The organism is Pseudomonadota bacterium (assembly GCA_039024915.1).
Lineage (GTDB): Bacteria > Pseudomonadota > Alphaproteobacteria > Rhizobiales > MH13 > MH13.
Window position 1 is genome coordinate 348,922 of sequence record JBCCPK010000006.1, and the last position, 16,566, is coordinate 365,487.

Annotated in this window: 13 protein-coding genes and 1 pseudogene; 6 read left to right on the forward strand and 8 right to left on the reverse strand. The window is 58.9% G+C overall.

From position 1 onward, the window contains the following. Window positions 1-7: 7 nt before the first annotated feature. The 3 genes and pseudogenes from pyrE to rpoZ form a co-directional block, all read right to left on the reverse strand. Window positions 8-592, reverse strand: coding sequence for an orotate phosphoribosyltransferase (pyrE, locus tag AAF739_14060; protein ID MEM6383793.1), 585 nt, complete (start codon window positions 590-592; stop codon window positions 8-10). Between the two features lie 173 nt (window positions 593-765). Further along, window positions 766-2,991: pseudogene (locus AAF739_14065) on the reverse strand (bifunctional (p)ppGpp synthetase/guanosine-3',5'-bis(diphosphate) 3'-pyrophosphohydrolase). Between the two features lie 198 nt (window positions 2,992-3,189). Continuing rightward, window positions 3,190-3,600, reverse strand: coding sequence for a DNA-directed RNA polymerase subunit omega (gene rpoZ, locus AAF739_14070; protein MEM6383794.1), 411 nt, complete (start codon window positions 3,598-3,600; stop codon window positions 3,190-3,192). 187 nt (window positions 3,601-3,787) lie between these two features. Here rpoZ and AAF739_14075 point away from each other — a divergent pair, with 187 nt between their 5' ends. Together AAF739_14075 and AAF739_14080 are read left to right on the forward strand one after the other, a co-directional pair. Next, window positions 3,788-4,402 carry an NYN domain-containing protein gene (locus AAF739_14075; protein ID MEM6383795.1) on the forward strand — a complete coding sequence of 205 codons (615 nt, stop codon included), beginning with the start codon at window positions 3,788-3,790 and terminating at the stop codon, window positions 4,400-4,402. Further along, window positions 4,374-5,039 (forward strand): uracil-DNA glycosylase, encoded by a 666-nt coding sequence (locus tag AAF739_14080; protein ID MEM6383796.1) that lies wholly within the window; start codon window positions 4,374-4,376, stop codon window positions 5,037-5,039. The genes AAF739_14075 and AAF739_14080 overlap by 29 nt, the downstream gene beginning before the upstream one ends. Here AAF739_14080 and smpB read toward each other — a convergent pair. Next, complete coding sequence (smpB, locus tag AAF739_14085) at window positions 5,036-5,518, reverse strand: SsrA-binding protein SmpB (GenBank protein MEM6383797.1); 483 nt, start codon at window positions 5,516-5,518, stop codon at window positions 5,036-5,038. The two genes, AAF739_14080 and smpB, sit on opposite strands and share 4 nt — an antisense overlap. A gap of 38 nt (window positions 5,519-5,556) precedes the next feature. Further along, complete coding sequence (gene dapA / locus AAF739_14090) at window positions 5,557-6,444, reverse strand: 4-hydroxy-tetrahydrodipicolinate synthase (protein MEM6383798.1); 888 nt, start codon at window positions 6,442-6,444, stop codon at window positions 5,557-5,559. A 321-nt stretch (window positions 6,445-6,765) separates the two neighbouring features. Here dapA and AAF739_14095 point away from each other — a divergent pair, with 321 nt between their 5' ends. Both AAF739_14095 and AAF739_14100 read left to right on the forward strand, forming a co-directional pair. Further along, the gene (locus tag AAF739_14095; GenBank protein MEM6383799.1) at window positions 6,766-8,850 is read left to right on the forward strand and encodes a transglycosylase SLT domain-containing protein; all 2,085 of its coding nucleotides are present in this window, start codon (window positions 6,766-6,768) and stop codon (window positions 8,848-8,850) included. Between the two features lie 10 nt (window positions 8,851-8,860). Beyond that, window positions 8,861-9,760, forward strand: coding sequence for an alpha/beta hydrolase (locus tag AAF739_14100; GenBank protein ID MEM6383800.1), 900 nt, complete (start codon window positions 8,861-8,863; stop codon window positions 9,758-9,760). Between the two features lie 137 nt (window positions 9,761-9,897). On the opposite strand, the gene AAF739_14105 is transcribed toward AAF739_14100, so the two are convergent. From AAF739_14105 to AAF739_14115, 3 genes are all read right to left on the reverse strand, one after another. Next, the gene (locus AAF739_14105) at window positions 9,898-10,605 is read right to left on the reverse strand and encodes an endonuclease (protein MEM6383801.1); all 708 of its coding nucleotides are present in this window, start codon (window positions 10,603-10,605) and stop codon (window positions 9,898-9,900) included. 125 nt (window positions 10,606-10,730) lie between these two features. Further along, complete coding sequence (locus AAF739_14110; protein MEM6383802.1) at window positions 10,731-12,848, reverse strand: OmpA family protein; 2,118 nt, start codon at window positions 12,846-12,848, stop codon at window positions 10,731-10,733. A gap of 265 nt (window positions 12,849-13,113) precedes the next feature. Next, the gene (locus AAF739_14115; protein MEM6383803.1) at window positions 13,114-14,514 is read right to left on the reverse strand and encodes a porin; all 1,401 of its coding nucleotides are present in this window, start codon (window positions 14,512-14,514) and stop codon (window positions 13,114-13,116) included. 580 nt (window positions 14,515-15,094) lie between these two features. Here AAF739_14115 and AAF739_14120 point away from each other — a divergent pair. Next, window positions 15,095-15,790 (forward strand): CoA transferase subunit A, encoded by a 696-nt coding sequence (locus AAF739_14120; GenBank protein MEM6383804.1) that lies wholly within the window; start codon window positions 15,095-15,097, stop codon window positions 15,788-15,790. Between the two features lie 44 nt (window positions 15,791-15,834). Beyond that, entirely contained in the window at window positions 15,835-16,461 is a 627-nt protein-coding gene (locus AAF739_14125) for a 3-oxoacid CoA-transferase subunit B (protein MEM6383805.1), read from the forward strand. Window positions 16,462-16,566: the final 105 nt, after the last annotated feature.

A 16,566-nucleotide genomic window follows, 5' to 3' on the forward strand; every position in this document is an offset into this window, starting at 1 on the left:
AAAGCCGTTAGCTCAGGCCGCGAGAGCCGGGCTTGATCGCCGGCAGCGCCGCCAGCTCCGGCGGCAGAGCGTCCGGAGCGTAGGCAGGGACCTTGTAGTCAGCGAGCGCTATAACGGGCATTCCAAGATCGGCTTCTCCCGCAGAGCGGTCGATGAGACAGGCGCAACCGATCACGTCCGCCCCCGCTTCCCGCAAGGCATCGCCCGCTTCCCGGGCAGAAAGGCCAGTAGAGATGATATCTTCGACGATGAGCACACGTTCGCCCGGAGATACGGAAAACCCTCGCCTTAGCCGGAAGACACCGTTTTCGCGCTCGACCCACATATAGGGAACGCCGAGTTGCCGGGCCGTTTCATAGCCGGGGACAATGCCGCCCATGGCAGGCGCCACGATGGCGTCGATCGGGCCAAGGCTACTGGCGCGAATGGTTTCGGCCAGCGCGCGGCAAAGCCGCTCGGTCTTCTCCGGAGACCGGTACACAAGCGCTTTTTGCAGGAAGGTGCCGCTGTGCAATCCAGAACTCAGGACAAAGTGACCCTCAAGGATTGCATCTTGGGAACGGAAGATGTCGAGCACTTCATCACGCGTCAAACTCATCGCGGCTTTCCGTTCTTCGCGCACACGGTCCAGTTGATCCCATTGATCACAGCGCCGGTGCGAGGTCCGCAGAGGATTTAGCCCGCTCTGCGCACCCCCACAACCACATCATCACCCATACCTTTGCCTGTAGTGTCTTCGGGCTTGGGCTTTTGGGCGGCGACCCCGATGCGATCAACGTCACTGACGACGGGGCAGCCGCGCAGGGCGGCAACAATCCTCTGAAGATGCATGGAATCGCGCACTTCCATCTCGAAAACCAGATCGTGAAAGTCCGATCCACGCCGCTCCATGACGAGGTTTTCAATGTTTGCTGCCTGTTCGGCGACAATCGCAGCCACGCGGGCGAGACTGCCGGGCTCATTGATCGTTGTCACCTTGATCCGGGCCTCAAACAGCTGCGCTTCGGTCGGGTCGAGGTCCCAACGGACATCAAGCCAACGTTCCGGTTCGTTTTCGAAGGCCGCGAGCGCTTTGGCATGGATCGGGTAAATCGTAACGCCTTCGCCAGCCGTCACAATTCCCACGATCCGGTCGCCCGGAATGGGAGGTTCTTCGGTCGAAAAGCGCACCGGCATGCTCTCATCAAGACCACGAACCGGCGGGCCGTCGCCCCCCATGCCACCAGAGGCGGGCCGGTCAAGTTGCGCCCGCTCATCGGGGATGCGGAACTGCAAAGCCGCCGCGCGCTCAAGCGCAAACCAACCATCGTCGGTCCGTGCCGGGTTGCTGGGTTCGGGGGCAGGTACCTCGGGAAATATGGCTGCGAGCACCAAACGCGAGGCCAATTCGCCACGACCGACCGCAGTCAACACGTCATCAACGCTCTTGTGCGCCAGGCGCGGGAGCGCCTTCTCGATCACTGCCTCGCTGAAACGCTCGCCCAGACGATCGAACGCGCGTTCGACGACCGAACGGCCCAGGCCCAGATACTGCTTGCGAACCGCCTGGCGCGTGGCACGCCGAATGGCTGCCCTTGCTTTTCCTGTGCGCGCAAACTGTTCCCACGCAGGGGGCGGGACCTGGGCCTTTGAGATGATGATCTCGACCTGATTACCGTTTTTGAGTTCGGTCAGTAGCGGCATGAGCTTGCCATCGATCTTCGCACCGACGCAGGTGTCGCCGATCTGCGTATGCACCGCGTAGGCGAAGTCGATAGGCGTTGCGCCAGTCGGCAAGGCGATGACACGACCTTTCGGTGTGAAACAGAAGACCTGATCGCGAAACAATTCGAGTTTTGTGTTCTCGAGAAACTCCTCTGCCGTATCGTCGCCGTTCAGGGTCTCGACGGTGCGCCTTATCCAGGCGAACGCTTGGCTGTCTTCGCGAAATGATTGTAGCGCCCGGCCCTCCTCGGTCGACATGTCTTTGTAGAAGCCATGCGCGGCAATGCCATACTCGGCAACCGCATGCATTGCCTGTGTGCGGATCTGCAGCTCAACGCGGCGTGAGAAGGGTCCGATCACGGTGGTGTGCAGAGACTGGTAATCGTTCTGCTTAGGAACCGAGATGTAGTCTTTGAAGCGCTCGGGCACGCATTTCCAGGTTGTGTGAACGATCCCCAGCGCCCGGTAACAGGCCGTCGGGTTCGCTACGATGATACGGAACGCAAAAAGGTCGGAGAGTTGCTCGAACGAAAGGCCCTTTCGCAGCATCTTCTGGTAGATCGAATAGGCCCGCTTCCGCCGCCCGGTCACCTGTGATGCAAGACCGTATTCGGCGAGCTTGTCCTGCAACGTCTCCACGGTCGTGTTGATGATGGTGTCTGCCTGGGCAAGCTGCTCGTTCAGGCGGCTCTGCACCATGGCCCGGTTTTCGGGATCGAGAATCTCGAATGAAAGATCCTCAAGCTCGTCACGCATGTCCTGCATGCCGATCCGACCAGCAAGCGGCGCGTAGATTTCCATCGTTTCGCGGGCAATGCGCTGGCGTTTATCTTCGCGCATAGCGCCGAGCGTGCGCATATTGTGCAGGCGATCTGCGAGCTTGACCAAAAGAACTCGGACATCATCGGATATTGCTACAAACAGCTTGCGCAGGTTTTCGCCCTGCTTGGCCTCCGACGTTATGAAGTCGAGCTTTTTCAGCTTCGTCAGACCATCAACGAGTTTGCCGATCTCCGCGCCGAACAGGCGGTCGATTTCTTCGCGGGTGGCCTCGGTATCCTCGATCGTGTCGTGCAACAGGGCAACAGCAATGGTCGATTCATCAAGGCGCAAATCGGTGAGGATCGCGGCAACTTCGAGAGGATGCGAAAAATAGGGATCGCCCGTCGCGCGCTTTTGCTGGCCGTGCGCGCGCATCGCGTAAACGTACGCGCGGTTCAGCAGCGCCTCATCCACATCGGGATTGTAGCGAGCGACACGTTCGACAAGTTCGTATTGCCGCATCATTTTTCGCAACGGGACTCCGACTTTGCGTGAGCACGCGGCCAGACAGAGCCCGACACTACGCCCAAAAGATCAAAGTGGCGTCAGTTGGGAACAAATGCAAACGCCGACAGACCAAGGATGATCCGTCGGCGACTTATGAATGAGCAAGTAGCTTCTACTGGACGCGCGCGGTGATGCTAGCCCCGCGCTCGAACCACGCTACATGTCGTCTTTGCGCTCAGGCGGTACGATGCCCTCAAGACCAGCCAAGAGCTCTTCTTCGGTCATCCGCTCAAAGCTTGGAGCATCTTCCGCTGGATCAGCGCCAGCCGGCGCACCAAAACCTGTCATCGTTTCTGGCGCAGGGATCAGCGGGACGACATCAGGCTCAGGCTCATCAACCTCGACTTGCGTCTGCAGCGAATGGATAAGCGCCTCTTCCAGATCACCCGGCAGCACTGTCTCTTCAGCGATTTCTCGCAGAGCAACCACCGGATTTTTGTCACGATCACGATCAATGGTCAGCTCACCACCCGACGAGATGGTGCGCGCACGATGCGCCGCCAACAGGACGAGTTCAAAACGGTTTTCGACTTTGTCGACGCAATCTTCGACAGTCACACGAGCCATGCGGCCCTCCTTCAAATTCTAGGATTGGTTGGGCTATACGCATTCGCAGCTTGCGGCGCAAGCGATTAACGCAGGCGGGCGCCCGCCTGCCTATTCAATAGTGTAAAAACGCGACTTGCGCTTACGCAGTAATCTTGTATCGATAGGACGTCACGTTGGCGCTAGTTATGTACTTTAGGGAACATTGATGCTCACAGTGAGCCCCTTCGACACAAGGGAACGTCTGGCTTTTTTCATAGACGGCGCGAATTTCTACCAAACAACCAGAGCTTTGAATATTGATGTCGATTACCGGCGCGTTCTCGACGAGTTTGTCGGCGACGCGTATCTTTTACGCGCGTATTATTACACGGCTCTAGCTGAAGATCAGGAGTTTTCCTCTCTGCGGCCTCTGATTGACTGGCTTGACTATAACGGCTTTCAAGTCACGACAAAGCCGATGCGCGATTATACCGATAATCAGGGTAATAAGCGGCGATCACGACCCAGCCTTGATGTCGATCTCGCCGTTGATGCGCTTGGATTGTGTGATCAAGTTAACCACATCGTGCTGTTCACGGGTGACGGAAATTTCGTCCCGCTTGTGGATGCGATCCAGCGGCAAGGATGCAAGGTCTCCATTATCTCCTCTCTTAAGACGAACCCCTCTATGGTTTCGGACGACTTGCGGCGACAAGCAGACCATTTCCTGGAATTAGCGACGTTGGCGGACCTTGTGGGCAGAGGCGAAGCCGGCAGGGGATCACGCCGGGCCTTCGACGTTGGCGGCATGGATGATGACGACGGATACGACGACGATTGAGTGCACCGAGCCGCCTAATCCTTGCACCCTATGCCCGCGCCTCCACAGCTTCATCGAAGCACAAAAACAAGCCCACCCAGACTGGCATAATGCGCCGGTGCCGTCCTTCGGCGTTCCCTCAGCACGCTTGCTGATCGTCGGGTTGGCGCCAGGCTTGCGCGGCGCGAACCGCACCGGGCGTGCCTTTACCGGCGATTGGGCTGGCGACCTTCTCTACGACACTCTAACGCGCTTTGGGTTTGCGACGGGACGATACCAGGCAAATCCAGATGACGGGCTCACACTTCACGATACGCGCATTACGAACGCGGTTCGCTGCGTGCCACCGCAGAACAAACCGGTCGGCGCAGAAATCGCTACCTGCAATCAGTTTCTAGCGGCCACGATCGCCCAAAATGCGCACTGCGAGGTCATCTTGGCTCTGGGGCGCATTGCCCATGACGCGATCCTGCGAGCTATCGCAGAAAAGCGCAGTGCCTACCCCTTTTCGCATAATGCGCGCCACCGGATTCCCGGCAAGCCAACCTTGATCGATAGCTACCATTGCTCGCGTTACAACACGAACACAGGCCGCCTGACCCCGGACATGTTCGACGCCGTCTTTCGATCGATAGCCACCGAGCTCGGCGCCAACTAACCGCGATCGCGCAGCAGCCGAGCTTTGTCACGCGCCCAGTCCCGGTCTTTCTCGGTCTGACGCTTGTCGTGAACTTTCTTACCTTTGGCGAGCGCTACCTCAAGCTTCGCCCGCCCCCGGTCATTGAAGTAGATGCGCGTGGGTATGATTGTCATGCCCTCGCGTTGCGTCGCGCCGATCAGGCGGTTGATCTGCCGCCGATGCATCAACAGGCGTCGCGGACGCCTCGGATCATGATTGAAGCGGTTGCCTTGCAGGTATTCAGGTATGTGCGCGTTGATGAGAAAAAGCTCATCACCCTCCGGCGATGCGTAGCTCTCCGCGATCATGGCCTTGCCGTCGCGCAGCGACTTGACTTCGGTTCCCGTCAGTTGGAGCCCCGCTTCAAACGTCTCGACGAACTCGTAGTTGAAACGGGCCTTGCGGTTTTCGGCCACCGTCCGACGCGGGCCCTGCTTGGTATTCTTCTTCGCTGCCATGCTTCCCTGCTTTCGCGGCCCGATATGGCAGCGAACGCTTAGCTGTTCAACAGACCGGCAAACTGAAGGGCATGGGAAAGTTGCGCGCGCGTCTCATCGGAGACCGGCACCATAGGCAAGCGAACATCGGCCTTGCACTTGCCCAGCATCTCCAGCGCGGCCTTGACCGGTGAGGGGTTGGTCTCGACGAACAAAGCAGTGTGCAGTGGCATCAGCGTGTCGTGAATTTCGAGCGCTGCCTTGAAGTCACCACTTGCACACGCCGCCTGCATACGGGCGCATAGACCAGGCGCCACGTTAGCGGTCACCGAAATGCAGCCATTTCCCCCGTTGGCATTGAAGGCCAAGGCGGTGGCGTCTTCACCTGATAGCTGGATGAAATCGGTCCCCATGGCTGCGCGCTGCTGAGACACCCGTACGAGATCGGCAGTCGCATCTTTGACGCCTATGATGGCCCGGCCATCAGCATGTAGCCGTGCCATGGTGCCAACGGACATATCCACGACCGAGCGCCCAGGAATGTTGTAGATGATCGTGGGCAGATCGACTGCGGCATCGATTGCCATGAAGTGCTCGTACAGACCACTTTGACCGGGCTTATTGTAATAAGGAGTGACCACCAGTATCGCGTCAGCCCCCACGGACTGTGCGTGCTGCCCGAAATCGATTGCTTCATACGTGTTGTTCGAGCCGGCGCCCGCAATCACAGGCACGCGCCCGGCCGCGCGCTTGACCACGCACTCGACGACCTGCTTGTGTTCATCGTGACTCAAGGTTGGCGATTCACCTGTCGTCCCGACAGGAACCAGTCCGCTTGACCCCTCCGCGATCTGCCAATCGACAAGCGCTTCCAGCGCGTCCATATCGATTGCGTCACCGTCAAACGGCGTCACCAAGGCGGGGATCGAGCCTGACAAATGTGGCATCAACGTCTCCAAACAAAACGGCAAGGCTTCAGCACTTCAAACAGGCCGCTTGCCGACCGCGGCGGACCATAGAAACGCGCGACCCGATGAGCAAGCCATTGCCAAAACGGCAATGTCCAGTCCCGAAACTGGACGCCGCACACCCATGCCAGCTTCATCGCCTTTTCACCATCTTTTGCTAGGAAGCATCGTTAATGGTTCGTGGAACTGCGGCCCTCCGTTCTCACTGCCTAACCGCTGCCGCAGTTTGCGAACATCGATTGGCGGACAGCGTCCCATCACGGCCGCCACAAGATCTATCTGAAGAAACGGGAAAGATATATGTTTTCAATATTTTCACTCTCTTTCTTCAACTGGCGACTGAGATTTACACTGGGGCGTCTGCGCTACGGCCCGCTTATGTCAAAGCTTGCGGCGCTCACCATCGGGACGGTTGTGGGTACCACAGTTGCGAGCGCGGGATCGCTGGCGCCCACGGTGCAAACCAACAGGCATTTCAGCGCGCTTGGCGAGGCAGCTCAGCACACGTCCATCATCCGCCTCGCCAATTTTGGTGGCAGTGAGGTCCAGCGCGCGGCCGCAGCAATTCAACCGGTTCTCGACGCTTTGGATGCCAACAACGGCACGCGGGCCTACGCCCTGGCCCAGGCTATCAGCGACCCGATCGCACGAGACCTTGGGCTTTGGCTCATCGGTCGCTTCGGTGCGAACGGAACGCCGCTAGAGCTTCGTACAGGTCTGCGCGATGCGATGGCTCAATGGCCGGGCGCAAGCGTCATCGCAAGGCGAACCGAAGCGGCGCTCGCTGAAACTTACCGGTCGCAAACGCCCCCCTCATCGGTTTTCGGCAGTGAGGCACCACGGACGGCTGCCGGGCAATTGATGCTGGCACGGGCATTGAAGGCAGAAGGCAATGTGCAAAGGGCACGCACCATCGCCTCAGCCCTTTGGCGTACTGATGTGCTGGATGATGGTCTGGAGGCTGCTGCCCTATCGTCGATTGGTGACCTGCTGACGCAAGACGACCACCGCGCGCGTGCTCACTGGCTCCTGTACAGAGATCGCATAACCGGGGCCGAGCGTGTCGGACGCTTTCTGACTGCGGCAGACCGAGCGTCTATCGGTGCGCGCGCAGTGGCCATCCGCCAGGGAACTGATGGTCTTGGCACGGTCAGAGCGGCCCAGCAGGCCGCTCCCAATGACATTCATCTACGGTATGAGCTAGCGCGGCTGTATCGCCGGGCCGACCGGCCGCAAGAGGCGGCGAACATCCTGTTGTCTGTTCAACAGACGGGACCAGCCTTGCTGCGCCAGGATCTGTGGTGGCGCGAACGCCGCATCGTGGCGCGCGATCTGGTTGAAGTGCGCCAGCCACAGCTCGCCTACCAAGTGGTGCAGAACCTCCCCGGCGATGATGCTGGCGACAATGCCGAAGCGGCCTTTACCGCCGGTTGGATCGCGCTGCGTTTCATGAACGACCCCGCGCGGGCTGAGCCGCACTTTCGCCAAATCCTCGATATCGGGACAACCCCTATCACGCGTTCGCGCGGGTATTATTGGCTGGCGCGCGCCCAGTCGGCTGGTGGGAACGAGAGCGGCGCACGGCAAAGCTTTAATCAGGCGATGAATTATGGCGAGACGTTCTACGGACAGGCCGCAGCGGCCGTTCGCGGCCAGAGCGTTCAGCTGCCCGGCCTCCCGTCGGCGCGCACCCCCAACTCCGCTTTTTTCACCTATGCGGACATCTTGTATGCCCTCGGCCGGCGAACAGACGCGCGAATCTTCCTGTACGCCATGGCGCGCGCGGAGACAGACCCCAGCGCAATTGTGGCTATGGCCGACCTTGCAGAGCATCATGGTGACGCTCAGAGCGTTGTTCAGATTGGAAAAATTGGGGCACGCGCCCATCGGTCGTTAGCAACACTTGGCTACCCAACCGATGCGTTCCCCCGGAATGCTCGCATTCCGGACCGCCTCCCAAGAGAGGTTGCCTACGCGATTGCCCGGCAGGAGAGCGGGTTCAACGCAACCGCCCGCAGCCGCGCTGGCGCACTGGGCCTGATGCAGCTGATGCCTGAGACGGCGCGACGTGTTGCGCGACAAATGGGTGTTTCGCACGCAACGGGTCGGCTCACATCGGACCCTGCGCATAACGTCGCTCTTGGGTCGTTCCATCTCGATGAATTGATCGCAACCTATGAAGGGTCGTACATCCTGACCTTCATCGCCTACAATGCGGGTCCGGGTCGGGTACCCCAATGGATCGAACGCTTCGGCGACCCACGGAGCGGTCAAGTGGACGTTATCGATTGGATCGAACTCATCCCCTTTTCCGAAACACGCAGCTACGTGCAGCGGGTCCTGGAAAACATCACCGTCTATCAGACGCTCCTCGCCCGCGGATAACGGGCGGACCGTGAGCTTTTCGACGAGCATTCAAGCCGTACGAGCGCGAGACGGCTTGGCCTTGAGCGTTGAGCGAGCGACACCAAACGCGGATGACTGGCGCCGCCGGACGCCTCTACTTTGCCTGGCTGGGCTTACCCGTAACAGGCGCGACTTTTACGACTTACGCGATCATTTCGCCGGCCACCCCGAACAGCCCCGCCAGGTCGTCATGCTCGATGCGCGCGGTCGGGGAGCGTCCGAGTACGCACCCGATGCAAGCAGCTACACCGTGCAGCAGGAAGCCGATGACGTTCTGCAGGTCTGCACAGCGCTTGGGATTGAACACGCGATCCTTGTTGGCACGTCGCGCGGCGGTATTCTTGCTATGATCATAGCGCTTGTGCGCGGCGGGATGATCCGCGCGACGGTCCTCAACGATATCGGGCCTGAGATCGCCAGTGCAGGGCTGCTACGACTGAAGCAGCAGTTGGGCGATGGGCCAGTTGAGCCGCCGGAGAGCTGGCCGGAGGCAGAACAGCGCCTGCGCGAAGCCCTTGGCCCGCAATTTCCAGCGTTCTCCGACGATGATTGGACGCGCGCCGCACGCCTTACCTTCAACGAAAAGAATGGTCGGCCCGAACGCGCCTATGACCCCAGAATTCTTGACGGTTTAGCGGCGGTCTCAGCCCAATCGGGCCCGATCGCCCTTTGGGCACCCTTCCAGGCGCTCGCGCGCGCGCCAGTGATGATCGTGCGGGGCGAATTATCAGATTTGCTTGATACGGACGTTGCGCAACGCGCCGTTTCGCTCGCGCAGCAGAAAAGCGGAGGTGTACTGGAAATCGTTCCTGGGCAAGGGCATGCCCCTGCCCTGCGCGGACCAGTGCTGGACGTCATGCAGCACTTCTTTGAGGCGCACAGCCTGTAGCCAGCTCCCGACGCAAATGCGCGTGTGCATCTTGATGCAGAGGGTTTCCGTCGGCTACGCGAGAAATAGCATCACAGCGAAGCTTTCATTGAATGCTAACGCTGGAACGTCGGCCATCCGGAGCATGTAACCGGCGGTTAGCTCTTCTTTTTTCGCGACTTTGAGGTTGAGACCTCGCCTTTATCAACGCGCTTGGCAAAGGCTGTTTCGCCGCCATCTGCGAGCACCTTTGCCTGGCCGATCCAGTCCTCACGTTCGATACGCCCGGCAAACGACAGAAATGTTCCAACCCAGCGGGACTGAGACGCGTTCCACTCACCGATCTGGCTGAAATGGTAGATACCAAGATCGTTGAGCTTGCCCTCATTGACCTTGCCGATGCCTTTGATGCGCTGAAGGTTGTCCTTCTTGCCGCCGATCGGCGCGTCCATGCCCTCGGGCCGCTGACCAACAGCGTTGGCCTTGTCTTCATTGGAAGCATCAGCCGGAAGCGCTGCGATTGCTGCGGCCGCCTTTTCTTCATCCATACCATCCGCGGCGACTGCCTGCGCCGGCTCGGCTGCAGGTTCTGGCTCGGGCTCGGGCTCGGGTTCCGCAGCCGTCTGAGGCTCTGGCTCGGCCGCGGGTGCGGGCGTGGGCGTGGGCTTTGGATCAGGCTCAGACTGAGTGCGCGCTGCAACCGTTGCCGTTGCCACTGCAGCGGCGGTTTCCGCAGGGGTTGATCGCGCCGACGCACCGTAGCTTGAGCCGCTTGCAAAGAAACGCCGCAGCAAGCAGCCCAGAATAGCCCCAAGAATGAACGCTGCCAGAACCAGAAGAGCGGTATGCAGGAAAAGATTGAACATAAGGCCCTCCTACTTGCTGTCGTCAGCAGCTTTGGTCGTCACCCACCCGGTAATGACGCCAATGACGAACGCGATCAGAAGAAAAAGCCAGAGCTGACTGATAAGATAGGACATGGGAGTTCGCCTTATTCCTGCTGCTCACGCTGAACGTTGAATTCAATTCGGCGATTGCGGGCTTTACCCTCGTCGGTCGCATTGTCCGCAATCGGATCGGTCTCGCCATAACCCTGTGCCGTGACGCGGGCAGGGTCCACATCGGCCGCCAAAACATAATCGAGGACGGCGTTGGCGCGTTCTTCCGAAAGAGTTTGATTCAGGTCGTCACTGCCATCTGAATCCGTGTGACCGGAAATCTCGACCCTCGCGTCGGGGCAGGATTGTAAGGTTCGAACCAAACGATCGACCAGGCCAAAGCTCAAGGTGTCGATGGTCGCGCTGCCTGTGTCAAAGCGAATGGCGTTATCGGCGAGCAAGCGCGCAAACAGCAGCTGGCATTGCGTTTCATCCACGGGTTCAGGTGGTGGAAGAACACCGATCTCCGCGCTCAGATTGATGCCATCGGGAAGACCGGCCAGCAAATCGCTCTGTATGCTATCGGCTGAGCTGTCATAGAACGCTTCACCCGCAAGGTTGGCATCGCTGTCTGATATGGAAAACAGCCCGCCTTCAAGCCGACCAAGTCCCCGCAAGCCTGCTGTTACAAGCGCTTCAAACCCACCCGGCGCCCCATTGGCCACCTGCAAATTGTCGATCACGCTTTCACCGGGAAAAAGAGCCGCAACGTCGGTCAGGACCTGATCGCGGCTGCCCTCACTTGGCACAAAACCGTCAAGCGTGACGCCCGCGCCCTGCGTTGAAGCGTTGAACGTGAACGGAGACGCGGGACCGGCTTCGATGGCGGCATCAACCGAAACGCCCTGTGCGGCAAGGGCAGCGAAGCCCTCTTCGGCGGCGCCAACAGATTGAAAGCTTGGTGCCGTACCGGAAATGTCCAACGCTTCACCGGTGAGGGTTGCCACGCCGTCGGTCAAGCCAGACATGGCTTCAGCCGCACCAGCCAGCACAGTGGCTATCTCGAACTGTGATGGGCCCCCGCGAGCAATCGTTGTCTCATCACCAACCGTCAGGCCCTGCGCTTCGAACGCATCAAACAGCACAGCCCGACTGGTCTCATCGGGAAGAACCCCGGTAAGGATGAAGCTGTCGCCAGTCATGCGGAGTATCGTCGTAAAAGGGTCGGCGATGGGCGGCAAAACAGTGCCGGATATGCTGCCAAACCCGTCGGGTATCGCGCTCAGGAAAGCATTGGCTGCATCAAAGGTGGCGCTATCGGGCGCCTCACCATTAAGCGTGGCTTCGTCAACCGAAATCGATGCCGATGGATTATCCAGCGCACTCATTTGCGTCAGTAACGCCGATGCCGCAGACGCAAATCCGTCCGGCGCTCCCGAGGCCAACAGCATCTGATCATCAACGGATCCAAGCCCGCTTGCAGCGTTGACGAGCGCTTCCCGCGTTTCCTCATCTGGTACAAACCCGGTCAGCACCACGCCGCCATTGGTGCCCTCAGCCGCCCACGTGTAAGGGTCAGCCAAAGGTGGCCGCAGACTGAGGGATGCCATTTCAAGACCATCGACAGGTTCACCGAGGCGCGCGACTTCAGTCGTGAAGCTCTCTTGATCCAGAGCCGTGGCGTCGACCGTTAGGCTTGCACCCTCCAAACCGATAGATCCATCAGCAACGCTGGCAACGCCAGCGCCTGCGAAGGCGGCGAACGCCGAGAAACCTGTCGGAGCGCCGCGTGCAAGCTCAGTCTGATCAACCAAGGTCAGGTCACCTAGCCCCGCGCGCACAGCATCCAGAACCTCGGTCCGGACATCCTCACCAGGGAAGGCCCCGGTCACCGTGACCGAATCGACTGATTTTGTGAATTCCAGCGTGTAAGGATCAGCCAGTGGCATCAGCTGAAGTGCGCTCACGTCGACTGTGTAAACGCCCCACACCCGGTCCGCCGCAGAAATAGCGGCATCAAGTGCTGCTTCGCTGGGCGCCAAGCCACTCATAGTGGCATCTCTGCCGCTCAACGTCAAAGACGCCCAGGGTGTACCGTCTTCAGCAAATATACCGGCTGAACGCTCCGCAAGGTCCGCTTCGATCGGCCCGCCACGGACTATGACAGCAAGCGCTGTTAGGACAATCAGGGTTGCAAGACCTGGGATAATCCAAGCGCGCCAATTAAACATGCTGTTGAAGCTCCCCCGGCCATGGCGTACGCACCCATCCATTTGGGCGCGTGATATTTACCAATGGACAAAAGCGGCTTTCTAGCGAAGGCGCAAGGTTAGACTTGGGAGAATGCGTTCAGGTTTTCTCAAGGCCGGCCGGCGGCAGGAATTCTGCTGTAGCACCACGCCATAGTATTCCGGTGTGAATGCGCGCGAACCAAATAAAAAAAGAGCCCGGGCGAACCCGGGCTCTTCAATTGTTCCACTACTCTGAATGTTCAGATTAGAAAGAACGGGTGATCCGAAAACGACCGGTGATACCGTCGTCGATGAACGGATCAAGACCATTAGCGACGTCGAAGCTGGTGTAGCCGACGCCCGCACGCAGCTCAAGACCGCTGACCGGCCGGTAAGCAACAGAACCACGAATACCAAAGACTTGGTAGTCGCCGAGGCCACCAAGACCGAAGTGGTCAACGTCAGCATAATACGCATCAAGTTCGAGGTCAGTCATAGCGTTCAGACCGAACTCAAAACCTGCGCCCAATGCGAACGCTTCTGTCAGCTGTAGGTTACCGGCACCGTCGATGAGAGCATCGTACGAAATGTCGATAGTAGCCGCAGGCAGACCGCCCGAAACAACAGGCAGAGCCGTGGCCGGGAAGCCCAGCGTCGCGCCACCAAGACCGGTGTAGGACAGAGCGCCTTCAGTGTAGATACCGAAGATACCGAACACCGAGCTAACGCCAAACGGCAGGTTGAACTCAGCTGAAGCCTGAAGTGCGTAGCCAATTTCCGAGTCGATGGCATTGGTACCATCTTCGTCGACCTGCACGATTGCACCCGCAACCTTAGCAGTACCCCAGGCCTGCGTGATCTGGGTGGCGCCAACCAGCGCAAGACCATTGTCTGTGTCCTGGCGATCACCAATTGTGCCGCCCGGCAGGAAGGCATGCTCGCCAGCAACAACTGTGCCAGAGTTTGCAACGCCCGGTCCAGGGAAGTTACCGTTGAGATCAACACCACCATCACCGCGGACAAGGAGCCCCTGGGTTGGTGTACCGGTCAGGCCGACTGTGACATCTGCGATACCAGCAAAACGACCGTTACCACCATTGTCCTCGATTGAGGCCATGATGATGATGCCGTTGCCAGCGTTGAAGGAGTAACCGATCAGAGCAAGGTCGTCGGTGCCGCCGTCAGCAGCGCCCAGACCAGCCATGGCGTAGTCCGTATAAACCGGGTCGAAGAAGGAATCGGTCAAACCTGCGGTCAAACCATTAATCTGAACGAAAGCCTTGTTCACGTTCAGGCCATAATCTTCCGGCTCACCGGAGGCACCCAAACGGATGAAGCCGCGCAGCAAGCCCAACTCAGTCATCGTGCGAGCATCGAGGTCAATCTCAACTTCACTTGCGAAGTCGATGTCGTCATCGTCGCTATCGGTGTTGAAACCGACATCTTCGCGGTCAACACCAATGTCCGCCTGGAAGCGGGCGAAACCCGAAATGTCGAAGCAGACATCGCCGCCAGGCAGGACGAAACCAGTGAAACCGCCAATCGTGCAGATCTGCACGTAGTCGACAGCCGGTGCAACCGGCAGGCCGAGGTCGGCGGCATGCGCCCCGGAGGTTGCGACGAACGCCGCAGCTGTACCGAGGAGAAGGCGTTTTGCCGTAGTCATTTAAGACCTCCAAATCATCAAACTAAAGAACCAAGCGTGTCAGACCACCTGATCCGGTTGAAGCTCATTCAGGATGTGGGAGCAGCGCCAGGTCTGTTGACCCTGAAAGCACTTGTCCAACCAGAACAAGCCGAGTCGGACAAACCAAACTCGTGACCTGTGCATGAGCGAAGGTTTTCGGGGGTGCAAGCGACAAGTGCCTGCATATCGGGTTCCCACAGGGGTTTGCCAATCTATGTTGCACAGATGTCACGCTGTGCTCATGGCGCGCCGCGTCAGCGTTAACGTAGCGTTAACACGATCGGCGAGCTTGTGCCCCTCTGCCTCGGCACTGAGATTCCGATCAACCCGTCGCCGGCACGGATCGATCCGGGTCCGAAAGGACCGCTGGTTTGCCCCGCAAGAGGTAGAAAGCGCTGCTTCCCGCGCTCATACTTGATGCACCTGATGCGCAAGTCCTGACCCGGGGCCGGCATGGCTCATCGAGACTTGTCACTGTTTCCGGCACGCTCTTGTCTTGTGCGACGCATCATGAGAAAGACGCGCCAACCCTGCCAAGCCGCGATGAGGGACAGTCTCTATGGGCAAGATATATGCAAACGCTGAACAAGCTCTCGAAGGCTTGTTGCACGATAATATGACGATCGCGGCGGGCGGTTTCGGGCTTTGCGGCATCCCCGAGCTGCTGATCGACGCTTTGGTGGCCAGCGGTGTCAAGAACCTGTCCATCGCCTCAAATAATTGCGGCGTTGATGGTTTTGGCTTGGGAAAGCTTCTCGATACCCATCAGATTACCAAGATGATGTCTTCTTACGTTGGCGAAAACGACGAGTTTATGCGTCAGTATCTGGCGAAAGAGCTGGAGATCGAATTCAACCCGCAGGGCACGCTCGCCGAACGCATGCGCGCAGGCGGAGCTGGCATCCCTGGATTCTTTACGAAAACTGGTGTCGGGACGATGGTTGCCGAGGGAAAAGAGCACAAAGACTTTGATGGCGAGACATACATTCTCGAACGTGGGATCGTTGCGGATCTTGCGCTCGTCAAAGCCTGGAAGGCGGACAAGACCGGCAACTGCATTTTTCGAAAGACGGCGCGTAATTTCAACGTGCCTGCAGCCACATGCGGCAAGGTTTGTGTTGTCGAGGTAGAAGAGATCGTCGAGACCGGCGAGCTTGACCCTGACATGATCCATTTGCCGGGCATTTATGTGCACCGCCTCATTCAAGGTGAGCACGAAAAGCGCATCGAGCAACGCACCGTCCGCGCCGCCTAACAAACTCTCACCAGAGCGCAATCACCCTTTTCTGGAGACTAAAAATGCCGTGGGATCGCAACGAGATGGCCGCGCGAGCTGCACAAGAGCTTGAAGACGGAATGTACGTCAATCTGGGAATCGGGATTCCCACCCTGGTTGCCAACTACATCCCCGATGGAATCACGGTCACCCTGCAATCGGAAAACGGCATGCTGGGCATGGGGCCGTTCCCTACCGAAGACGAGGTGGATGCCGACCTGATCAACGCCGGTAAGCAGACGATTACCGAATTGCCGAACACGGCTTACTTCGATTCGTCCCAGAGCTTTGCGATGATCCGCGGCGGCAAGATCGCTATGGCCATTCTGGGTGCCATGGAGGTCGCGGAAAACGGGGACCTGGCCAACTGGATGATCCCGGGTAAGCTCATCAAGGGCATGGGCGGTGCGATGGACCTCGTCGCTGGCGTAGGCCGCGTGGTTGTGGTGATGGATCACACCAACAAACGTGGCGAGTCGAAGCTACTCAAATCCTGCACGCTGCCACTGACGGGCACAGGTGTGGTGGACCGTATCATCACCAATTTGGGTGTGTTGGACGTTGTTGATGGCGGGCTCAAGATCGTGGAACGTGCGCCGGGCGTGACCGACGACGATATTTCGGCAGCCACCGAGGCTGCTGTCGTCTGATTCCCTGGGGCTTAACAGCCGGAAAACGGCCCGTTAGCGACAAAATGCCCATCGGATCGCCGCACTGGCTGAAGGTCGGCGATTGCACGGCATCTTGCGTTGAGC